This is a genomic window from Rhodococcus sp. D-46 (assembly GCF_011290655.1).
Lineage (GTDB): Bacteria > Actinomycetota > Actinomycetes > Mycobacteriales > Mycobacteriaceae > Rhodococcus_F > Rhodococcus_F qingshengii.
Genome location: NZ_JAANTF010000009.1, coordinates 122,731 through 146,624, shown reverse-complemented (window position 1 = coordinate 146,624; position 23,894 = coordinate 122,731). Strand labels below are relative to the sequence as shown.

General features: G+C 64.0%; 8 protein-coding genes. 5 read left to right on the top strand and 3 right to left on the bottom strand.

Annotated elements, in window-relative coordinates:
- The first annotated feature begins 80 nt into the window (after positions 1 to 80).
- Both acnA and G9U53_RS23640 read left to right on the top strand, forming a co-directional pair.
- Complete coding sequence (acnA, locus tag G9U53_RS23645; RefSeq protein ID WP_007727883.1) at positions 81 to 2,882, top strand: aconitate hydratase AcnA; 2,802 nt, start codon at positions 81 to 83, stop codon at positions 2,880 to 2,882.
- A gap of 180 nt (positions 2,883 to 3,062) precedes the next feature.
- The gene (locus tag G9U53_RS23640; RefSeq protein ID WP_003944970.1) at positions 3,063 to 3,629 is read left to right on the top strand and encodes a TetR/AcrR family transcriptional regulator; all 567 of its coding nucleotides are present in this window, start codon (positions 3,063 to 3,065) and stop codon (positions 3,627 to 3,629) included.
- 60 nt (positions 3,630 to 3,689) lie between these two features.
- On the opposite strand, the gene G9U53_RS23635 is transcribed toward G9U53_RS23640, so the two are convergent.
- Positions 3,690 to 5,321 (bottom strand): ABC-F family ATP-binding cassette domain-containing protein, encoded by a 1,632-nt coding sequence (locus tag G9U53_RS23635; protein WP_003944932.1) that lies wholly within the window; start codon positions 5,319 to 5,321, stop codon positions 3,690 to 3,692.
- A 129-nt stretch (positions 5,322 to 5,450) separates the two neighbouring features.
- Between G9U53_RS23635 and G9U53_RS23630 the strand changes: the two genes are divergently transcribed.
- Both G9U53_RS23630 and G9U53_RS23625 read left to right on the top strand, forming a co-directional pair.
- The gene (locus tag G9U53_RS23630; protein ID WP_064688214.1) at positions 5,451 to 6,236 is read left to right on the top strand and encodes an SDR family oxidoreductase; all 786 of its coding nucleotides are present in this window, start codon (positions 5,451 to 5,453) and stop codon (positions 6,234 to 6,236) included.
- A gap of 10 nt (positions 6,237 to 6,246) precedes the next feature.
- Positions 6,247 to 7,377 carry a lycopene cyclase family protein gene (locus G9U53_RS23625; RefSeq protein ID WP_165639257.1) on the top strand — a complete coding sequence of 377 codons (1,131 nt, stop codon included), beginning with the start codon at positions 6,247 to 6,249 and terminating at the stop codon, positions 7,375 to 7,377.
- Positions 7,378 to 7,391: 14 nt separating this feature from the next.
- Here the strand turns inward: G9U53_RS23625 and G9U53_RS23620 are convergent, their stop codons facing one another.
- Positions 7,392 to 8,363: an alpha/beta hydrolase family protein gene (locus G9U53_RS23620; protein WP_058038776.1), complete on the bottom strand. Its 972-nt coding sequence runs from the start codon at positions 8,361 to 8,363 to the stop codon at positions 7,392 to 7,394.
- A gap of 140 nt (positions 8,364 to 8,503) precedes the next feature.
- On the opposite strand from G9U53_RS23620, the gene G9U53_RS23615 reads away from it, so the two are divergent.
- Entirely contained in the window at positions 8,504 to 9,352 is an 849-nt protein-coding gene (locus tag G9U53_RS23615) for a Ku protein (RefSeq protein ID WP_020907736.1), read from the top strand.
- 1 nt (position 9,353) lies between these two features.
- Here the strand turns inward: G9U53_RS23615 and G9U53_RS34230 are convergent, their stop codons facing one another.
- Positions 9,354 to 23,639 carry a non-ribosomal peptide synthetase gene (locus tag G9U53_RS34230; protein ID WP_165639256.1) on the bottom strand — a complete coding sequence of 4,762 codons (14,286 nt, stop codon included), beginning with the start codon at positions 23,637 to 23,639 and terminating at the stop codon, positions 9,354 to 9,356.
- Positions 23,640 to 23,894: the final 255 nt, after the last annotated feature.

The window sequence follows — 23,894 nt, the reverse complement described above, 5'->3', positions numbered from 1 at the left end:
ATCTTCCCGGCCGAAGTACCTCGCTTCAGCTGCCGACACAGCCCCGTCGGTAGCGACCCTCATAGACGAGTGGAGCAGACGTGAGCACCAGTATCGATTCATTCGGAGCCAAGGGAACCCTCGAGGTCGGTGAGAACTCTTACGAGATCTTCCGCCTCTCGGCCGTCCCCGGCACCGAGAAATTGCCCTATTCCTTGAAGGTTCTCGCCGAGAACCTTCTCCGCACCGAAGACGGCGCCAACATCACCGCGGATCACATCCGCGCAATCGCAAGCTGGGATCCCTCAGCCGAGCCGAGCATCGAAATCCAGTTCACGCCTGCCCGCGTGATCATGCAGGACTTCACCGGCGTTCCTTGCATCGTCGACCTCGCCACCATGCGTGAGGCCGTCACCACCCTCGGTGGCGACCCGAACAAGGTCAACCCGCTCTCCCCCGCCGACATGGTCATCGACCACTCGGTCATCCTCGACGTCTTCGGCCAGGCCGACGCACTCGAGCGCAACGTCGACCTCGAATACGAGCGCAACGGCGAGCGTTACCAGTTCCTCCGTTGGGGCCAGGGCGCATTCGACGACTTCAAGGTCGTCCCCCCGGGAATGGGCATCGTTCACCAGGTCAACATCGAGTACCTGGCACCCACCGTCATGTCGCGTAACGGACAGGCATACCCCGACACCTGTGTCGGCACCGACTCGCACACCACGATGGTCAACGGCCTCGGCGTGCTCGGCTGGGGCGTCGGCGGCATCGAGGCCGAGGCAGCAATGCTAGGCCAGCCCGTCTCCATGCTGATCCCCCGCGTCGTCGGCTTCAAGCTCTCCGGTGAGATCAAGCCCGGCGTCACCGCAACCGACGTCGTGCTCACCGCCACCGAGATGCTCCGTAAGCACGGCGTTGTCGGCAAGTTCGTCGAGTTCTACGGCAACGGTGTTGCCGAGGTTCCGCTCGCGAACCGCGCGACGCTGGGCAACATGAGCCCCGAATTCGGTTCCACCGCAGCGATCTTCCCGATCGACGCCGAGACCATCGAATACCTGCGCCTCACCGGCCGCAGCGACGAGCAGCTCGCTCTCGTCGAGGCGTACGCCAAGGAACAGGGCCTGTGGCACAACCCCGACAAGGAACCCGTCTTCTCGGAGTACATCGAGCTGGATCTGGGAACCGTTGTTCCCTCGATCGCCGGCCCGAAGCGCCCGCAGGACCGAATCCTGTTGTCGGAGTCCAAGACTGCGTTCCGCAAGGACATCCACAACTACGTGGAAGAGAACCACCCGACCGAGCACACCCAGCTCGACGAGGCCGTCGAAGAGTCCTTCCCGGCTTCCGATCCCGCGGTTCTGTCGTTTGCCGACGACGGAGCGGTCGACGTTCTCTCTGCTGCCAACGGTGCAGAAGGCCGTCCGAGCAAGCCGGTCGTCGTCAAGTCCGACGCCGGTGAGTTCGTTCTCGACCACGGCGCCGTCGTCGTTGCAGGTATCACCTCCTGCACCAACACGTCCAACCCGTCGGTCATGCTCGGTGCTGCACTGCTCGCACGCAACGCCGTCGAAAAGGGCCTCGCCACCAAGCCGTGGGTCAAGACCAACATGGCTCCCGGTTCGCAGGTCGTCACCGACTACTACGAGAAGGCCGGCCTGTGGCCGTACCTCGAGAAGCTCGGTTACTACCTCGGCGGTTACGGCTGCACCACGTGCATCGGTAACACCGGACCGCTGCCCGAGGCAGTCTCGAAGGCGATCAACGACAACGACCTCTCGGTCACCGCGGTGCTCTCGGGTAACCGTAACTTCGAGGGACGTATCTCCCCCGACGTCAAGATGAACTACCTGGCTTCCCCGCCGCTCGTGATTGCCTACGGCCTCGCCGGAACCATGGACTTCGACTTCGAGACCGATTCGCTCGGTAACGACACCGACGGAAACCCCGTCTACCTCAAGGACATCTGGCCGTCCACGCAGGAAATCGAAGAGACCATCAAGTCCTCGATCGACCAGGACATGTTCCGCAAGTCGTACGCAACCATCTTTGCGGGCGACAGCCGCTGGCAGAACCTCGAAACCCCGAAGGGTGACACCTTCGAGTGGGACGAGAACTCCACCTACGTGCGGAAGCCACCTTACTTCGACGGCATGACGATGGATCCGGCTCCGGTCAAGGACATCAAGGGCGCTCGCGTCCTCGCACTGCTCGGCGACTCGGTCACCACCGACCACATCAGCCCGGCAGGTCCGATCAAGGTCGGTACCCCCGCTGCGCAGTACCTCGACTCCCACGGCGTCGAGCGTGCGGATTACAACTCGCTCGGCTCGCGTCGCGGTAACCACGAGGTCATGATTCGCGGAACGTTCGCGAACATCCGTCTGCGCAACCAGCTCCTCGACGACGTCTCGGGTGGTTACACCCGCGACTTCACGCAGGAAGGCGCACCGCAGGCATTCATCTACGACGCGTCGCAGAACTACCAGGCAGCCGGCATCCCGCTGGTCGTCCTGGGCGGCAAGGAGTACGGCTCCGGATCCTCGCGTGACTGGGCAGCCAAGGGCACGAGCCTGCTCGGCGTCAAGGCCGTCATCACCGAGTCGTTCGAGCGCATCCACCGCTCCAACCTGATCGGCATGGGCGTTGTCCCGCTGCAGTTCCCGGTCGGCGAGTCCGCAGGTTCGCTCAAGCTCGACGGCACCGAGACCTTCGACATCGAAGGTGTCGAGAAGCTCAACGAGGGCGTCACCCCGAAGACCATGAAGGTCACGGCGACGCGCGAGAACGGCGAGAAGGTCGTGTTCGACGCAGTCGTACGCATCGATACCCCCGGCGAAGCGGATTACTACCGCAACGGCGGCATCCTGCAGTACGTGCTTCGCAACATGATCCGCGGCTAGTAGGCACTACGTGCCTGTGAGCACTTTCGGCCCCTGACGGGTCACAAAGCGCTCACGACCACTTTCGCCGGAAGGCGAACCAGGTTTCATCGGTGGTCGTGAGCGCTTTGTGCACTGAGTCGACATTCAGCGCCTACGGCCGAAAGTGTTCACAGGCAACCCGACAAAGGAGGGATGCCCGTGCCCAAGGTCAGTGAAGACCATCTCGCGGCACGGCGCAGTCAGATCCTTGACGGCGCCCGCCGCTGCTTTGCGGAATACGGCTACGACGGCGCCACAGTTCGCCGTCTCGAAGAAGTCACCGGTTTGTCCCGCGGAGCGATCTTCCATCACTTCAAGGACAAGGACGGCCTGTTCCTCGCTCTCGCAAGCGAGGATGCGAGCCGGATGGCAGATGTCGTCGCCGAAGAGGGCCTCGTCCAGGTCATGCGGGACATGCTCGCGCAGCCCGACCAATTCGATTGGCTGGGAACGCGACTGGAGATAGCGCGTCGACTGCGCAACGACGCCGATTTCCGCGAGAAGTGGTCACAGCGCTCCGTAGAACTGACGGAAGCGACCAGTGCGCGTCTCGCCAGACAGAAATCGGCAGGCAGACTCCGTGACGACGTCCCCACCGAAATTCTGATCGGATACCTGGATCTGGTGATGGACGGCCTGGTCGCGAGAATCGCCTCCGGCCACGGCGTCGACAACCTGTCAGCGGTTCTCGATCTGGTCGAGGAATCGGTGCGGCGGAGAGATTGAGGGGCTTCGCCCCTGTGCGCCTTTTTGGTAGTTCCCACTACCAAAAAGGCGCACAGGGGGTTAGGCGAGCTGGATCAGCTCGAGGTATTCCTGCGACCAGTGGTCCTCGTTGCCGTCGGGCAGGAGGATGACCCGCTCGGGGTTGAGGGCCTCGGCAGCGCCCGGATCGTGGGTGACCAGGACGACGGCACCGGTGTAGCTGCGGAGCGCGTCGAGCACCTGCTCGCGTGAGATCGGGTCCAGGTTGTTGGTGGGCTCGTCGAGAAGCAGAACGTTGGCAGCGGACGACACCAGACCGGCCAGAGCCAGACGCGTCTTTTCACCACCCGAGAGCGTTCCGGCCGGCTGTTCGAGCTGCGGGCCGGTGAACATGAAGGCACCGAGCAGCGAACGCAGTTCCTGCTCCCCTGTGTCCGGCGCGGCGTGGCGGATGTTCTCCCACACGGACGCGTCGTCGTCGAGGGTGTCGTGCTCCTGAGCGAAGTAGCCGACCTTGAGTCCGTGACCGGCGATCAGCTCACCAGCGTCCGCTTTCTCCGCGCCCGCGAGGATGCGGAGCAGTGTGGTCTTACCTGCACCGTTGAGTCCGAGGATCACCACACGAGACCCACGATCGATCGCGAGATCGACACCGGTGAAGATCTCGAGCGAGCCGTACACCTTGGTGAGGTTCTTGCCCATCAGCGGAGTCTTGCCACAAGCGGCGGGTTCGGGGAAACGAATCCGCGCAACCTTGTCCGAGACACGTTCGGCATCGAGGTTCGCCATCAATTTGTCGGCTCGCTTGGCCATGTTCTGAGCCGCGACGGCCTTGGTTGCCTTTGCGCCCATCTTGGCGGCCTGAATCCGCAGCGCACCGGCCTTCTTCTCGGCATTGGCGCGCTCGCGGCGACGACGCTGCTCGTCCGTGGCACGAGCGTCGAGGTACTTCTTCCAGTTCATGTTGTAGACGTCGGCCTCACCGCGGACGGCATCGAGGAACCACACGCGGTTGACGACGTCGTTGAGCAGGTCGACGTCGTGGCTGATGACCACCAGTCCACCCTCGTGGTTCTGGAGGAAGCCACGCAGCCAGGTGATGGAGTCGGCGTCGAGGTGGTTGGTGGGCTCGTCGAGCAGCAGAGTCGTGTCCGAGCGGGCACCGCTGCCGTCGGAGGCGGCGAAGAGGATGCGCGCCAATTCGACGCGACGACGCTGACCGCCGGACAGCGTGCTGAGCGGCTGCCCGAGAATGCGGTCTTCGAGACCGAGGCTGCTGGTGATGCGTGCAGCTTCACTCTCGGCTTCGTATCCGCCGAGGGCCGAGAACCGATCCTCGAGCTGACCGTACTTCTTGACCGCGCGGTCCTGCGATTCCTGATCGAGCACCTCGCCCATCAGAATCTGCTGCTTCTCCATCTCGCGGAGCATCGTGTCGAGGCCACGTGCGGAGAGAACCCGGTCCTTGGCGAGGACGCTCAGGTCGCCCTCTTTGGGGTCCTGCGGGAGGTATCCGAGTTCACCGGTACGTACGACGCTTCCCGCATATGCCTCACCTTCGCCGGCGAGGATGCGCAGTGTGGTCGTCTTTCCGGCTCCGTTACGTCCGACGAGTCCGATCCGGTCGCCCGGCTGGATGCGCAACGAAGGCCCGGGAGCCGTGAGAAGGGTGCGGACACCGGCACGAACTTCGAGGTCAGTGGCGGTAATCAAGCAAACTCCTCAGGAAAAACGACGAATACGGGTAAACAATGCCTGACTACAGACACAAGAACTATCGATTTTACCGTGACCTGACGGTCGTTCCGACCAGCAGCGTGTGAGTCCGCTAACGTTCGGGACATGACTAGCGAAAACAGCACTCGTCCTCGCGACCTCGAAGGCCGTGCCACCATCGTCACCGGCGCAAGTCGCGGAATCGGCAAAGCTGTCGCCGCCGAACTCCTCGCTCGCGGTGCCGACGTCTTGATCACAGCCCGCAAGCCGGAGCCTCTCGAGGCCGCCGCATCCGAGCTGTCCGCTCTGGGGCACGGCGGAAAGGTCGTCGCATTCGCGGGCAACGCAGCCGATGCCGAAGCCCGCTCCGGTGCCGTCGACCGCGCCGTGTCCGAATTCGGTTCACTCGACATTCTGGTCAACAACACCGGAATCAACCCCGTCTTCGGTTCGCTCATGGAAGCTGACCTCGACGCCGTGCGCAAGATCTTCGACGTGAATGTGGTTGCCGCCCTCGGTTACGTCCAACAAGCACATCGGGCATGGATGGGCGAACACGGTGGAGCCGTCGTGAACCTGGCAAGTGTGGCCGGGATCCGGTCGACGGGCGTCATCGCGGCGTACGGCGCGTCGAAGGCTGCGCTCATCCGCCTGACGGAAGAACTGGCCTGGCAACTGGGACCGAAGATTCGTGTCAACGCCGTAGCTCCCGGGATCGTCAAGACGCAGTTCGCGGCAGCCCTGGTCGCTGCCGGCGAGGACAAGGCATCGGCGGGCTACCCGATGAAGCGGCTCGGCACCCCCGAGGACGTTGCCGGTCTGGTCGGCTTCCTCGTCTCCGACGCGGCGGCGTGGATCACGGGCGAAACGGTCCGGGTCGACGGCGGTCTGCTCGCAACGGGATCGATGTAGTGCGCCGGTCGTGAGCACAGACAACTCCACCGCCGACGTGGTGATCGTCGGTGGCGGCCCGGCCGGGCGGGCACTCGCCACCCGCTGTATCGCCCGGCAACTCACCGTCGTCGTTGTCGATCCGCATCCCCATCGGGTGTGGACGCCGACCTATTCGGCGTGGGCTGACGAGCTGCCGTCGTGGCTGCCGGTCGATGTGATCGCAAGCCGGATCGAACGCCCGAGCGTGTGGACCCGCAGACAGAAAACGCTTGATCGCACATATTGCGTATTGAGTACATCTTTACTGCAATCATTTCTCTCGGGAACATCCGTACAGTTCAGAGCCGTGCGTGCTCAAACACTGTCACCTACCGCCGTCCTGTGCGTGGACGGATCGCAGCTGACAGGTTCCGTCGTCATCGACGCCCGAGGTACCGAACTGACGGTGACAACCGCCCAGCAGACCGCCTTCGGAGTGATCGTCGACCGCGCTCTGGCCGATCCGATTCTGGGTGGTGGCGAAGCCTGGTTCATGGACTGGCGAACAGACAACGGCGCCTCCGACGCCGACACTCCGTCGTTTCTCTATGCGGTCCCACTCGATGACGAGCGAGTTCTCCTCGAGGAGACCTGCCTCGTCGGCCGGCCGGCGTTGGGGCTCCGCGAACTCGAAGCGCGTCTGCGCACCCGGCTTCGCAATCGGGGCTGCGAAGTCCCCGACGACGCACCGGTCGAGCGAGTCCGTTTTGCAGTCGAAGGCCCGAAGGAATCGTTCCCCGACGGTGTCCTCCGTTTCGGCGGGCGAGGCGGTCTGATGCATCCGGGAACCGGATACAGCGTTGCCTCGTCACTCGCCGAGGCAGACGCTGTCGCCAAAGCAATCGCCGACGGTGGAGATCCCAACGCGGCGCTCTGGCCGCGGTCGGCCAAGGCGGTGTCTGCCCTTCGCCGCGTTGGCCTGAACGCACTTCTCACCCTCGGCTCGAGAGAGGTCGCGACATTCTTCGACACGTTCTTCGATCTACCGGTCGAGGCTCAGCGGTCCTACCTGTCCGATCGGCGGGACGCGTCCGCGACGGCGAAGGTGATGGCAACCCTGTTCCGATCGTCACCGTGGCACGTCCGAAAGACGTTGATGCGCGCGCCGTTTCTGAGGTGAGCACTCCGGACCGACTACTGCGCTCCCATCGAGCCGGCGATCATCGGCCAGGAATTGTGTAGGTCGTCCTGCCAGTAGCCCCACGAGTGGGTTCCAGTCGGCTTGAAGTCGAAGGTCGCGGGGATGCCCAGTGCGTTCAGTCGGTCCGCCAAGCCGTGCGTGCACCCGTTGACCGCGGATTCGATGATGCCGCCGACGACGATCTGATTAAGGAGGGCTCCGGGATTTCCGTTCACATCGGGTGCCTGAAGGTTGTCATGCGGACCTGGCAGCCCGGATCCGGTGGAAACGTACAGTGCGGTCCCCCGCAACTTCTCCGCGTTCACGACCGGATCGTTCTCGCGCCACCCCGGACCGTCGAACGGTCCCCACATGTTTGTCGGATCAGCGCCACCCCGCGCGCCGACCACCAACCGCACATAGTCCTGACCCGGCTGGGTGGAAGTCTCCGCGCACCCGCTGTAGGCCCCGACACTCCGATAAAGCCCTGGTGCCGAGATCGCGAGATTGAGTACCGACGTCGCCGTCATCGAAATCGCCGCGATGGAGTTGACCCCGTTGGTACCGAACTGCGCATCGATGACGGGCGGCAGTTCGCGAGTGAGGAACGTCTGCCACTTGTTGCGCCCGAGTACGGGATCGTCTTTCTGCCAGTCGGTGTAGTAGCTGAACGCACCTTCCAGCGGCGTCACGACGTTGACGTTCTTGTCGGCGAAGAAGTCCAGGACATCGGTCCGTCCTTCCCACGTTGCACTGTCCTCGCCACCACCGGCGCCGTTGAGCAGATACAACGTGGGCCGTGGGGCGCTCGTGTCGGCGGGGAGGACCACCTCGAGTGGAATGTCGCGGCCCATCGCGTCGGAGTGGACGCTGATGGTTACGGTGCGTGCCGGATCTGCGTTCGCGGGCCAAGGCGCAAACAGCAGTGGAACCAGTGAAATCGCCAGCGCCGCGGTGACGCGTCGACGGTAGGTTCGGATTCTCATCGGAGCGTCTCCCCAGGTGTGCGAGTCGGGTTCTCGAAGCGGATACCCGCTCGATACGCCCCGAACCGACCCATCCACACGCAACGGTTCGGGATCAACCGTGATCGTTTGCCTCGCGCAAACGGCCGGCGGCGACCATCATGGGAGGCATGCGCTCGATTTGGAAAGGCTCGATAGCCTTCGGTCTGGTCAACGTCCCGGTCAAGGTGTACTCGGCGACCGAGGACCACGACATCCGATTTCACCAGGTCCATGCAAAAGACGGTGGCCGCATCAAGTACAACCGTGTGTGTTCCGAGTGCGGAAACACGGTTCAGTTCGCGGACATCGACAAGGCGTACGACTCGGAAGACGGATCGCGCGTCATCTTGAGCGACGAGGACTTCAACAAACTCCCGGCTGCGGAGAAGCACGAGATTCCGGTGCTGGAATTCGTGCCGAACGATCAGATCGATCCGATCTTGTTCGAGAAGAGTTACTTCCTCGAGCCCGATTCGGCGTCGCCGAAGGCGTACGTCCTGCTTTCGACTGTGCTCACCGAGAGTGATCGAACGGCACTGGTGCATTTCACGCTGCGACAGAAGACGCGCCTGGCCGCGATGCGCGCTCGCGATGGTGTTCTGGTGATCCAGACCTTGCTGTGGCCCGACGAAGTTCGTGCAGCAGAGTTCCCTTCCCTCGACGACGTGGAGAAGCCGAAGGCGAAGGAACTGAAGATGGCGCAGACGCTCGTCGAGAGCATGGCGGGCGATTTCGATCCGACCGAGTTCACCGACGACTATCAGCTCCAACTGAGGCAGTTGCTCGACGAGATGATCGAGAACGGCGGCAAGAAGGTCATCCCGGCCGCCGAGGTCGACCAAGAGGGCACCGATGCGGAGGTGGTGGACCTGGTTGCCGCACTGCAGCGCAGTGTGGACGAAGCGAAGTCGAACGCCTCCAAGGCCGGCTCGTCGAAGTCGACTACACCGAGGAAGAAACGAGCCTGAGTCAGCCGCGCACGTCTTGGATCTCGATCAGAGCGTCCAACTCTGCGTCGACGTCCGGGGCCGCGTGACGACCCGTTCCGACCGCAAGGTTGATCACGGGTCCGATCGCCTCCAGACCTGCCTCGGTGAACATTTCGGCGTGTGACGTGGGCACCGGACGGTCGATGATCACCCCGGAGACGAACGGTCGCCACGCCGACGCGGTTCGCAGCGGGTCGAAGGTGTCGGCGTGTGCCGAGAAGAACAGCAGATCGCCCACGAACTTGCCCGGGCGGTATCGGTGAGCCAGTTCGGCGCCGGCGGAGTATTCCTCGAACAGTCGCTCGATCCGATCGCTCGAGACCAAGGGGTGATCGCCGATGGCTTCGCGCAAGAGCGCTTCGGCGTCCTCGGGTGTCAGATCACGCTCGCCGGTGTCCGGGACCGAGATCCCCAACCCGCCGATCAGTTCGGCGAGAGAAGGCTGCGCGCCTGCCATCGTCGGGTCTTCGAGAACGAAGCTGTCGAGCAGAATCAGGTCGGCGACGCTCTCACCCGCGGCTTGCAACTGTACCGCCGCCGCGTGAGCGATCAATCCGCCGATGGACCACCCCAGCAGGTGATACGGACCGTGCGGCTGAACTCCGCGAATTTCCTCGACGTACCGCGCCGCGAAGTCCTCGATCAGCTCCGCCCGAAATTCGGAGTCCGTCAGGACCGGCGACTGCAGGCCGTAGAGCGGCCGGCTGGAGTCGACGTAGCGATCGAGCGCTCCGTAGCACCAGGCCAATCCGATGGCCGGATGGATGCAGAACAGTGGCTCGGCGCGGCCTTCCGGACGTAGTGGCAGGACTACCGCAAGTGCGGAGGTATCCGCGTCACTTGTCACAACTGTTGCCTCGAGTTCGAAGAGTCTGCGCGCCAATGCCTCCGGAGTCGGGTCGGAGAATATCCACGCGACGGGGACGGTCATGCTGGTGCGTTCTTTGATGGCAGCGACCAAACGCGTTGCCATGAGTGAGTTGCCGCCGAGTTCGAAGAAACTCGAATCGGCGTACGTGTCTACGTCGGCCAGATCGAGTACCTCTGCGAAAGCAGCGCAGATCGCGATCTCGTCGCTGCCTTCCGGACTGCGTCCACTCGGCGACTCCCAGTTGGGAGCAGGCAGAGCGCTGCGATCGAGCTTGCCCGCCGGTGTGGTCGGGACTGCGTCGATCACGACAACAGCGGACGGGATCATGTGCGCAGGCAGCGATATACCTGCGTGACGGCGTAGCGCGGCGGCGTCGAAGTCCGCATGTGCCGGGACGACGTACGCGACGATCCGAGCGTCGACGCCCTCCCCGACGACGACGCTGACAGCCGAATGCACGGACGCTTCCGCTGCCAGCACCGCGTCGATTTCTCCGAGTTCGATTCGGAACCCTCGGATCTTGACCTGGTGGTCTGCGCGTCCGAGGTAGATCAGTGCCCCTGAGCGATTTTCGCGCACAAGATCCCCGGTGCGGTACATGCGAGCGCCTTCGGGTCCATGCGGGTCGGCGACGAAGCGCGCGGCTGTGAGTGCGGGGTTGCCGAGGTACCCGCGGGCGAGACCGTCGCCGCTGACGTAGAGCTCACCGACGACCTGGCCGGGAACCGAGTGCAGTCGGGAATCGAGAATCATCGCGTCCACGCCGCGGATCGGGCCGCCGATCGTCACGGGCTCCCCCGCGACCAGCGAATCACTGATGGTGACGGCGACGGTGGCCTCGGTCGGGCCGTACGCGTTGAACATTCGGCGCCCCGGTGCCCACCGAGATACGAGGTCGGCGGAACAGGCGTCGCCGCCGACGACGACGGCTTCGAGATGGTCGAGCCCGGCGGGATCGACAGTCGCCAAGGCGGCTGGAGTCACGAAAGCATGGGTGATCGTCTGCTCGTCGAGCAGTTCGTGCAATTCGACACCGCCGAGAACTGTCGGAGGCGCTATCACCATCGTTGCGCCGGCGCCGAAAGCCAGAAGGAGCTCGAGAACCGACGCGTCGAAGCTCGTCGAGGCGAAGCTCAGAGCGCGAGAGTGCGCGGTGACGCCGAAACGCTCCCGCTGTTCGTCGGCAAACGCTGCCAGTCCCGCGTGAGTGACCAATACGCCCTTGGGTTTTCCTGTCGAGCCCGAGGTGTAGATCAAGTAGGCCGGGTTGTCGAACTCGAGTGGCGCGTCCGGCAGTGTCTCGGAATGGACTGCCTCGATTTCGGTGGTGAATTCGATCGCATCCAACTCGATCCACGATGTGACGCCAGGAAGGTCGGCCGCATACTCGCCCCTGGTGATACCGAGTACCGCTCCACTGTCGGTGAGCATGTGCTCGATCCGCTCGGCGGGGTACGCCGGATCCACGGGAAGAAACACTCCGCCGGCTTTCGCTACGGCCCAGAGCGCGATCACATAGTCGGCCGACCTCGGAAGCGCCAGTGCCACCATCATTTCCGGCGCTATTCCGCGAGCGATCAACGCAAACGCCATAGCGTCGGAGCGTCGGTCGAGTTCGCCGTACGTGAGCGTGACGGATGTGGCGACGTCGACGATTGCCGGAGCGTGCGGATCGGCAGCGCCGCGAAGCAGCAACTCCGGCAAGGTCAAAGCATCGCCGGCCGGACGTCCGGGCAACGCACGCAGGCGACGTCCCGCAAGATCCACGTCACCGACGACGGCGGAGGGCTGGGCAGTCAGTGTCTCGACGATCGTTTCCAGCATCACAGCAAACGACTCCGCCGTATCGGTGTCGAAGAGATCCTTCGCGTAGGTGAGGGAGGCCTCGTAGCCGCCGCCTTCCTCCGCGGTCTGTTCGACAACGGTGAACTGCAGGTCGTACTTGGCGATGTCCGGTGTGATCTCGTGGGCACGAACGGCAAGTCCAGGCAGGTCCCACGTCGTCGGGTGGGCGCCGTGGAACGAGATCATCGTCTGGAACACCGGATGACGGTCGGTGCTCCGGGTCGGCGCCACCACGTCCACGACCTGCTCGAACGGAATGTCCGCGTGGGCGAAGGCGTCGAGATCGACGGAGCGGACAGTACGCAGAACGTCGACGAACGTCGACCCGGGATCGACCGTCGTGCGCAGTCCGACCGTGCCCACGAACATTCCCACGAGGTCGTCGAGAACTCGGTGTCCTCGCCCGGCGACCGGAGATCCGATCACGATGTCGGTGCTTCGACTCAGCCTGGACAGCAGAACGGCATAGGCAGCGTGCAGCACCATGAACGGCGTCGCCGCATTGGCTCCGGCAACCGCCTCGACCGCGATCCGGGTGTGCGCCGGAAGCGAGACCGCGGTGTGGGCACCGCTTAACGACTGGGTGCGCGGGCGCGCTCGATCGCTCGGAAGGTCGATCAATTCAGGTGCTCCCCGCAACGTCTCCCGCCAGTACGACGCCTGTGCCCCTAGCACGCTCTCGGATTCGTCCACCGAGCCCAGCGCTTCCCGCTGCCAGATGGCGAAGTCCGCGTAGTGCACTTCGAGCGGGGTGAACTCGGGAGCGTGTCCCGAACTTCTCGCGACGTAGGCGGTGAGCACGTCCTTCATCAACGGCGCGATCGACCATCCGTCCGCCGCGATGTGGTGGATCACGATGACAAGTGTGTGGTGCTGCGGCGTCGATTCGAGCAGGAGCGCGCGAACGGGAGCTTGGGTCGTGATGTCGAATCCACGCGACGCGAATTCTCTGGCGAACTCTGCCGGTTCACGGGTGTCCGCATTTCCGTACTCGAACGAGGTGAATGCATCCTGGATCACCTGGTGTGGACCGGTGCCGGAGTCGGGGAACACCGTGCGCAGGATTTCGTGCCTTTCGATCACGTCGAGGACCGCAGCTTCGAGGGCCGGAACGTCGAGTGCACCGTCGAGGGAGATCGCAGCAGGGACGTTGTACGCGGGTGAGCCGGGATCCATCTGGTTGAGGAACCAGATGCGTGCTTGCGCGTAGGACAGCGGAATTCGCTCGGGGCGGTCTACGGCGGTGATCGGTGGAAGCGCCTTCGCCCCGGCGGATGTGTCGAGCGCGGTGGCAAGTTCCCGAATTTCGGGGTGCTCGAACAGCATTCGGACAGGCACCTGCCTGCCCAACGACTCGCCGAGTCGCTGGGCCAGTCTGGTGGCGAGCAGTGAGTTGCCACCGAGTTCGAAGAAACTGTCCGACGCACTGATCTGTTCGATACCCAGCAGTTCCGCCACGACGCCGGCAACCTGGAGTTCGGTCGCGGTCGTCAGCGGCTCGACACTTCGCTCGGACGAACGCAGTGTCGGCGCCGGCAGCGCCGATCGGTCGAGCTTCCCGACGGGGGTCAGCGGTACGTGATCGATCGGGGTGATCGCCGACGGCACCATGAAGGCGGGCAGTGAGCGGCGCGTATGGCTCAGCAACTCGTCCATCTCGACCGCATCGGCGCCGAGCACTACGTACGACGCCAACATCGTCTCACCGGAAGCTGCGTCGACGCCCACGGTGACCGCGAACTCGACGCCGGGGTAAGTGCTGAGGACGGAGTCGATCTCGCCCAGTTCGATGCGGAATCCGCGCACTTTCACCTGGTGATCGGAGCGTCCGACGTATTCGATCGTCCCGAGCGGCGTCCACCGAACCAAGTCACCGGTCCGGTACATGCGGGTGCCGGCCGGGCCGAACGGCGCTGCCACGAATCGCGTCGCCGTCAAGGCGGGTTGGTCGAGGTAGCCGCGGGCAAGTCCCAGGCCGGCGATGTAGAGCTCACCGGTGACCCCGACGGGTACCGGCTGAGCCGAGCCGTCGAGAATTACCGCGGACACGCCGCGGACGGGCCCGCCGATGGTCACGGTCTCCCCCACGCTCAAGGCATCACTGATGCAGACCATGACGGTGGTTTCCGTCGGCCCGTAGCCGTTGAACAATCGGCGACCCGGTGCCCACTTACGGACCAGTTCGGGTGGGCATGCCTCGCCACCGACAACGATCGACTGCAAGACGTCCAGCCCGGTGGGATCGACCGAGGCCAGCGCTGCCGGTGTGATGAACGCGTGGGTCACCTGGTGATCGGTGACCAATTCGGCGAGGTCCTGGCCGCCGTAGACGTCGGGAGAGGCGATCACCATCGTCGCGCCTTCACCGACTGCGAGCAGCAGTTCGAGGATGGATGCGTCGAAGCTCGGTGAGGAGAAGTGCAGCGTCCGCGACTGCGCCGAGATGCCGTAACGCGCCGTCTGCTCGGCCGCCAACGCGCTCAGGCCACGATGAGTGATGCTGACGCCCTTGGGCTTTCCCGTCGATCCGGAGGTGTAGATGATGTAGGCGAGGTTGTCGATTCGGATCGGCGCGGCCGGAACCGGCTGCCCGACACCGTCGCCGTGGATGTCGTCCATTGTCATCCACGGAACCGGGCGGGGCAGTGATTCGATCACCGCTTCCGTCGTCACTCCGCGAGTGGCTCCGGAGTCGGTGAGCATGTGCAGAATGCGATCGGCGGGGTATCGCGGATCGACCGGAACAAACGCGGCGCCGGTCAAGGAAACGCCCCACAAGGCGACGATCGAGTCGATCGAGCGCGGAATCGCGATCGCCACAATGTCTTCGGCACCGATCCGTTCCGTGGTCAGACGGCGGGCAAGCGCCGATGCACGGGCGAAGAGATCTCGGTAGAGCACGGTGGTGTCACCGGATCGAAGGGCCACCGAATCGCCTGAACGGGTGGCGGTCCGCGTCAATATTTCGGCCAAGGTGCGCGAACTGGTCCACGCCGGACCGCGAACCGGCATCAGCGACGCCCGCTCGAGGGTGCTGAGGAAATCTAGGTCGTCGATCGCGGCGTCCGGATCTGCGGCGACGGCGCGGGCCACCGACTGCACACGCGCGGCGATCGTTTCCGCGGTGGCAATGTCGAAGAGCGCCTCGGCGAACCTGAGCGACCCGGTGATCTCGGTCTTCTCGGAATCGCCTGCCAGCAGGGTGAACTCGAGGTCGAACTTCGCGACGGACGGTTCGAGTGCTTGCGCTTCGAGATGCGCGTCGTGGACCGTGACCTGCGGCGAGACCACATTCTGGTGGTACGACAGCATGACCTGAAACAGGGGGTGTCGCGTAGTGGACCGGTCGAGATCGAGGGCGTCGACCAGCACCTCGAAGGGCAGCTCGGGGTGCGCGAAGGCGGCAAGGTCGCGTTCACGGACGACCTCGAGCAGGGAGGTGAACGACGCTCGGTGATCGACCGGCGTCCGAAGCGGTACCGAATTGACGAACATCCCGATCAGGGAATCCAGCTCGGGTCGCCCGCGGCCTGCCACCGGGGTGCCGACCACCACGTCGTCGGTTGCACCGAGACGGGCGAGAACAACCGCCAAGATCGCGTGTACGACCATGAATTGCGTCATGCCACTGCGCCGCGCCAGGGCGCCGAGTCGCTCCGCCGTCGCCGCGTCGATGACGATCGGCACCGATCCGACGGCGGTCGTGGTGACAGATCCGCGTGGGCGATCCACCGGTAGCAGTACCTCGTCCGGGGCGCCAGCCATGGCAGCTGTCCAGAACGTCAGCTCGCGGGCAACCAGAGACTCCGGATCGTTGATCTGTCCGAGCGAGTCTTGCTGCCACAGCGCGTAATCGGCGTACTGCACGTCGAGCGGCGTGAAAACCGGTGCATCTCCGACAGAGCGCGCCGAGTACGCCGCGATGAAATCTGCGGCAAAAGGAGTCAGCGACCAGCCGTCGAAGGCAATGTGGTGGATGACGACGACCAGTACGTGAGCGTCGGCGTCCACGCGCACGAGCAGTGCCCGAATCGGCAGATCCGAACCAAGATCGAACCCCCGCGCCGCAAACTCCCTCGTCGCCGCGTCGATACCTTCGGAGCCGCAGTAGCGCTCGACGGAGAACTGCACGTCGGAGAGCGCTCGGATGACCTGGCTCGGCCCGTCCGCGCTGTCGACGTAGATCGTTCGAAGTACCTCGTGGCGTGCGATGACGTCCGCAAGCGCCTCCTCGAGTGCATCGCCGTGGAGGTCGCCGGTGATGCGGATCGCGAACGGAATGTTGTAGACCGAGGACTGCGGATCGAAGCGATTGACGAACCACAGGCGCTGTTGCGCTGCGGAGAGCGGTAGGCGGTCAGGGCGAGCACCGGCGCTCAGGGCAGGTCGATCGTCTGACTCTTCGGCGCTCGCCGCCAGACGCGCAGCGAGAGCTTCGACGGTCGGTGATTCGAAGATCGAGCGAACGTCCACCGTGAGTCCCGTCGCTGCGCTCAACCGCGCGGACACCTGCGTCGCGACGAGCGAGTTGCCCCCGAGATCGAAGAAGCTGTCTCCGGCCCGGACCTCGGGCACGTCGAGCAGTGAAGCGAACACGTCGGCAACGGTTCGTTCGAGTCCGGCCTCGGGTTCACGGCCCGTTCCGAGGATTTCGCGCGGTATCGGCGTCGGCAACGCTCTGCGATCGAGTTTGCCGACCGGAGTCAACGGAATGGCGTCGATCGGGGTGATCGACGACGGAATCATGTACCGCGGTAGCGTGTCGGCGAGTCCCACGAACAGCGACTCGATATCAGCGTCGCCGCTCAGCAACACGTACGACGCCAGAGTGGTAGCCGCGGCGGATTCGACGGGAATCGTCGTGGCGAACTGGACGAGAGGGGAATCCATCAGAGCAGCGTCGATCTCGCCGAGTTCGATGCGGAACCCGCGGATCTTGAGCTGATGATCGCTGCGGCCCACGTAGCGAAGGGTCAGGTCCTTGGTCCAGCGGACCAGGTCACCGGTTCGGTACATCCGGGCACCGGGCGTCGAGTACGGATGCGCGACAAACCGATCCGACGTCAGCGCGGGACGAAGGTGGTAACCACGTGCAAGGCCCGGCCCACCGATGTACAGCTCGCCGACGCCGCCGATCGGGACCGGTTGCAGCCGAGAGTCGAGCACCACGGCGTCGATGCCGCGGATGGGACCGCCGATGGTGATCGGCTCCCCCGGTGAGAGTGGGTCACTGATGGCAACCATGACAGTGGTTTCGGTCGGACCGTATCCGTTGTGCAGTCTGCGCCCGTTGCCCCAGCTCGAGACCAATTCCGGCGTGCACACGTCGCCGCCGACGACTACGCATTCCAGTGCCGTCACGCCCGCCGGATCGACGGTCGCCAGCGCAGCCGGAGTGATGAAGGCATGAGTGACCTCGTGGCTTCGGAGGAACTCGCTCAACGCCTCCCCTCCGTAGATGTCGGGAGGGGCGATCACCATCGTCGCGCCGGTCGAACCGGCGAGCAGTAGCTCGAGTACGGCGCCGTCGAAGCTCGGTGACGCAAAATGCAGAGTTCGCGACCCGGCGGTGATCCGGTACCGATCCTGTTGTTCGCGAGCAAGATTGGCCAAACCCGCGTGAGTGACGACGGTGCCCTTCGGCACTCCGGTCGAGCCGGAGGTGTAGATGACGTACGCGGCCGACGCCGCAGTGATCGACGCTGTTCTGTCAGCGTCGTCGATGGCAGCGTCGGAGTAGGCGGCACATTCTGCGACCGTGTCCGCGTCGCCGAGGTCGATCCAGACTGCGACGTTCCCGCCGGCTGCCGGACCGGCCGCAACCTCGGCGGACCGAATTCCGATCCGCACACCCGAATCCGCGAGCATGTGCGCAACTCGATCTGCGGGATAACGGGGATCGACCGGGACGAAAACGCCACCGGCTTTGGTGACCGACCAGACTGCGAGCACGGAGGCGACCGATCGGGCAACTGCCAGTGCGACCGGTGTCTCGGGGCCGACGCCCAGGTCCATGAGGTATCGAGCGATCCGATTCGATCGACGCTCCAGCTCCCCGTACGAGAGTGAGCGCTCGGAGTCTTCGAGGGCGATCGCGTCGGGATACTTCCTCGCGGTGTCTCCGAGGATCTGCGCCAGCGTCGATTCGCCCACCGAAGCCACACCGCGTCGCGGCAACGTCGCGGCACTCTCCCGCGATCCGAGTACACGAAGGTCACCAACCGGTGCAGTCGGTTCCGACACTGCCGATTCCACGAGGGTCACGAAGTTTCGCGCCAACGCTTCGACGGTCGCGCTGTCGAACAGGTCGGTGGAATAGGTGAACGTGGCATCGATCCCAGCTGCAGCTCCGGCCTCGTGACGTTCGGTGACGGTGAGCTCGAGGTCGAACTTGGTCAGCCCCGTCTCGACTGCCCGCGCCGTCATCGACACCCCGGCCAGTTCGGCAGTGTGGGTGGTGGCTATCCGCGAGGTGATGGCCGCTTGAAAGACCGGGTGGTGCGCAGGCGAGCGGTCCAGTTCGAGCGCGTCCACGACGACGTCGAAAGGCACGTCCGCATTGTCGAAGGCATCCACGTCGACGGCCCTGACCTGTGACAGGTGTGCGGCAAACGTTACGTCCCGATCGACGACGGTCCGCAGGGCAAGAGTGTTGACGAACATGCCGACGAGCAGATCGAGAGATCTGTCCCCTCGCCCGGCCACCGGTGTTCCGATGACGATGTCGTCCGTGCCGCTGTACCTGGCCAGAAGCAGGGCGAAGCACGCGTGCAGGGCGATGAACGGCGTGGCGTCGTGATCGGCGGCAAGTACAACGAGCTTCTGATGCGTGGAAGCGCCGATTCTGATGTCGACTCCGGCTCCGCGCATGGTCGGGTCGAGTGCGCGCGGACGGTCCGTCGGCAGGTGGAGCTGCTCGGGTGCTCCTGCCAGCTGCCGCTTCCAGAACGTGATCTGTGAGTGGGCAAGCGATTCGGTGGATGCCGTGTCCCCGAGGTGTTCTCGGTGCCAGAGCGTGTAGTCGGCGTACTGCACTGGAAGCGGTGCCCACTGCGGGCTGTTGCCGCCGACGCGAGCGGCGTAAGCGCCGGTGAGATCAGCAGCCAACGGGGCGAGTGACCAACCGTCGGCCACCATGTGATGCAGAACCACTACGAGGACAGCTTCCTCCTCATCGCCTTCCTTCTCGGCGGCGACAGTGATCAGCAGGTAGCGCACCGGACGTTCGCGGACCAGATCGAAACCGGCCGAAGAGAATTCGAAGATCACTCTCTCGAGGCTTCCGCGTTCCACGTCGATCGACTCGAGCCCTGCGATCCCCTCGCCCAGGCCCAGAACCTTCTGCGTCGCGTTGTCACCGACCTGAGGAAACACGGTGCGTAGTGACTCGTGACGTGTCACGACGTCCACGATCGCGGCACTGAGTGCGTCGGGATCGACGGCGCCGCGCAACGACACCGCCAGTGGAATGTTGTACGCACCTGATTCCGGTGCCACGCGGTTCAGGAACCACAGTCGCTGCTGCGCGGGAGCGAGAGGCAGTACAGCCGGCCGGGCCACGACCTGAATACCGTCGGCGTCCGGGGTCTGTGCCGCACGCTCGATCGTCGCCGCGATCCCAGACACCGTGGGATGGTCGAAGAGTGCACGCAGCGGCATTTTAACCCCGGTGGCTTCGGTCAAGCGCGCTACCGCCGTCGTCGCTACCAGCGAGTTTCCGCCCAGATGGAAGAAATTATCGTCGAGTCCGAGCGGTCCACTACTCAGGATGTCAGCCAGAACCGCCGCAACCTTGCCCTCGGTCGGGGTCGTCGGGGGTCGGAAGACCTTGGTGGAGGCCAGGATAGGCGAAGGCAGCGCACGCCGGTCCAGTTTTCCGTTGGTGGTCAACGGAATCGAATCGAGGACCATGAAGGCATCGGGAACCATGTAGGTCGGGAGGGCTTCGGCGGCGTGAGCTCGGAGGGCGTCGGCGTCCACGACGTCGGAAGCGGTCACATAGGTCACGAGAGCGCCGCCCGCCGGCGTCGGAGCCACGACGGTCACGGCATCGTCGATTCCCGGCGCGCTGAGGATGACGGAGTCGATTTCGCCGAGTTCGATCCGGAATCCGCGGATCTTGACCTGCGCGTCGCCGCGTCCGAGGTACTCGAGTTGTCCGGGCGCAATCCATCGTGCGCGGTCGCCGGACCGGTACAACCGTCGTCCGCCGGCATTGAAAGGATCGGCAACGAACCGGCCCGCGGTGAGGTCTGGACGGCCCAGATAGCCACGGGCGAGTTGACCGCCCGCGACATAGATCTCCCCCGCGATCCCCACCGGGACCGGGGAGAGATGCTCGTCGAGCAGGTACACACGAAGTCCGTCGATCGCGTCACCGATCCGGCTGCCGGTCAGCGCACTCGCGCTCGCCCGGTCGAGTTCGAGATGGGTGACGTGCACCGTCGTCTCGGTGATGCCGTACATGTTGACGAGTGCAGGCGCGGATTCCGTGTGACTTTCGTACCCCGGGTGATTGTCGTACCAGCGCCCGAGTCGACGCAGGTCCAAGGCTTCGCCACCGAAGATCACGTACCGGAGCCGGGTCTCCGAATCGGCCCGAAGGTCGGCTTCGATGTACTGGTAGAAGGCCGAGGGCGTCTGATTGAGCACGGTGACGCCTTCTGCGGCGACCAGCGCCCGGAAGGCGTCAGGGTCGCGTGATACCTCGTGATCGACCAGGACCAGCGTTCCGCCGTGGAGCAGCGCGCCCCACAGTTCCCAGACCGAGAAGTCGAAGGCGAACGAGTGGAACATCGTCCACACGTCGTTGCCGTCGAATCCGAATTCGACGTGCGTGTTCTCGAACAATCGCACCACAGTGGCGTGGGTGACGGAGACACCTTTGGGTCGGCCCGTCGACCCCGAGGTGTAGATCACGTACGCCAGATTGTCGGCTCCGTGTCCGCGCGGGCGCTCATCGGTTTCCAGACTCTCACCGGAGTATTCGTCGGATTCGACCCCGACGACCACCACGTCAGAGTTCGGGAAGGCGGAGTTCGGGAAAGTGGAATCGGAGATGACGCACACCGGTTGCGCATCCTCGACCACGTATGCCAAACGCTCGGCGGGGTGTGCACGATCGAGTGGGAGGTATCCGCCGCCGGCCTTCACTACCGCGACAGCGGCAACGATCATGTCCACGGATTTCGGCAGCATGATTCCGACCAACGACTCGGATTGCACGCCATGATCGACGAGCTTGCGCGCCAACTGATTCGATCGTCGATCGAGTTCGCGGTACGACACGCGCTCGCTGCCCGCGACAACGGCGATCGCTTCCGGGGTCGCACGAATGCGGTCGGAAAGGATCTCGGAGAGCGTTCGGACCGGGGTAATCGGCAGAACGGGCGGCACCAGCGCCTGGCGCGCCTCCGGGCGCAGTAGATCCACTGAGCCGAGCGCCGAGTGCGGAGTACCGACCATCGCGGTCAAGATTCGTAGATAACGGTCGGCGAGGTCCTCGGCTTGCTTCTTCGTGCCGAGCCAATCCAGAACACCGGAGATCGGCTGATCGAAATCGGCATGCTCACCAGTCGGAATCGCCAGGGAAACAAACAGTTCCGGCACGGTGGCCAGATCCGATCCGATAGGCGCACCGACCATGAGCCCCGGAAATCTCGGGTGAGCATCCAGCGGCTCCTCGAAACAGACCATCGCCCGGAACAACGGGCCCGTCTCGACCCAGCGGCCGTCACCGAGTGCGGCGGTCACCGAAGACAGAAGAATGTCTGCGTGTTCGAGAGCTTCGATTGCGACGGTGTCCACCGCACCGACCAGGTCGGTGAGCGTCATGGTGTTCGACACCGTCGAGCGAAGCACCAACTGGTTGGCGAACATCGAGACGAAATCGTCCGGATTGGAGGCGCCGTACCCTCGGACCGAGACACCGATCGACACCTCGTCGGCCGAACCGACGCGGCGCAGCAGTCCGGCCATCGCAGACTGGAACAGCACGAACAGACTCGTGTTCATCGTCGTCGCCATCGTCTCGAGGCTCCGGCAGAGGCCTGCCTCGATCTCGAGGGGCGTGGACGTTCGACCGGATCCGGCGACGACCGGCAAACCCAGTTCCTCGGCGGGGTTCGACAAGGTCGCAGACCAGTACTCGACGTTGCGGGCGTGTTGAACTTCGGCGATCCATTTACCCGCGGCGTCGGGGTCGATATCCATCAATCGAGTTCCCGATTCCGCAGCGCAGAACAAGTCGAGGAACTCGAGGAAACGCCGGTGGTGACGCGAGATGTCCTCGTTGGTGTACAGGTCTGGATTCGCGGCGAAGTCAATCTGGATCTCTTCGGCTGCGGAAGTCTGATAGACGTTGACGGAGAGGTCTTCGATCGGCCCGGTCGAGATCACGTTCAGTTCGCCGTGCGCGTCCCCGAGAGTGATTCCGGAATGGAACAGCATGAGGTTGATCAACGGCCCGTGGAAGCCTCGTCCGTCGGCGATGCTGTGATCACCGGCGTTGAGGTCGCGTCGTAGGTCCTCGTGGCGGTACTTCTGATGACGCAGTGCGCCGGTGAGTTCGATCTTCACCTCGTGCAGCAAGTCCCCGACCGCGAAATGCGGATCGACGCTCGCACGTATCGGGACGACGTTCGACATCATTCCGCCGGACCGGCGAGCAGCTTTTGTCGTCCGCCCCGAGACCGGCAGGCTGAGGACCACGTCGCGGGTCCCGGTGGCCCGGGCGAGGTAAGCCGCCAGAGCACCGATCACCACTGACGACGTCGTCACATCGTGGGCGGCGGCCAGCCGTTCGAGGGAGCTCCGCAGTTCCGTAGGTACCGTCGCCGACCGTAGGCGAGACCATGCCTGCGACGGAGCAGTCGAGGACGCGAGCGAGGTTCCGCCCGGTTTGTCGGCCATCTTGGTGTTCCAGTAGTCGCGATCGCGCTCCCACCGCGTGGAGCCCAGATAGTCGGCCTCTGCCTTCACCAACGATTGGAGGGGGGCAGTTACCGCTGGGGGAACTGGTAGATCGCGCACCGCGGCGGTGTAGATCTCGGCTGTGCGGTTCATCATCGACATCGCGCCGAAACCGTCGAGCGCTACGTGATGAATACGGCTGTACCAGTAGTAATGGTCGTCGCGAAGCACCAGGACTGCCAGCCTGACCAGGCGATCGGTGAACGGATCGATGGCAGCAGTGTGCTCTCTGCGCATCCATTCCTGCGCTGCAGATTCCGGATCCGATTCGGCGCGAAGATCGACCACGTCGAGGGAGTCGTCCATGTCGAGATCGAGCCACTGACGCGCAACCCCGTCCACCTCGACCAGGCGCAGATATCCGGAGCCGATCTCACGACCGGTCTGTTTGCTGGCAGCGGTCAGCAGCTCGATGTCGAGTGGGCCGTCCACGTCCACGTACTGAGCGATGCTGACGGGAATCTCGGGTCGAAGCTGTTGTGCGACAAGCAGGGAAAGTTGCGCGGCAGAAAGAGGGAAGGTGAGTTCGTCGTCCGGACGAGCTGCGGAAACGATTCCTCGGTCGGGACTGCCATCCACACGAATCTCCCTCTTACAACTTGATCATGATGCAAACAGGTTTATGCGTCCGCTGGACGCTTCGAACTGATCGGGGCACTTCGAAAATGAGACGAATACTTTGGAAAGCTCGGGTGGAAACTGGCAAATCGCCCGCCGGAGATCACATCGTGACAATCAGCTGCGATGTTACCGATCAGTCAGCTTCCAGCAAATATTCATCAAACAACCATTTGGGACTATTGTCCTGAATATCATGGCTAAAACGGCCCTATA

Bases quoted from the DNA above. Each gene is read 5' to 3' on its own strand.
- G9U53_RS23630 (WP_064688214.1), top strand. From the start codon at position 5,451: ATGACTAGCGAAAACAGCACTCGTCCTCGCGACCTCGAAGGCCGTGCC.
- G9U53_RS23620 (WP_058038776.1), bottom strand. From the start codon at position 8,363: ATGAGAATCCGAACCTACCGTCGACGCGTCACCGCGGCGCTGGCGATT.
- G9U53_RS23615 (WP_020907736.1), top strand. From the start codon at position 8,504: ATGGGAGGCATGCGCTCGATTTGGAAAGGCTCGATAGCCTTCGGTCTG.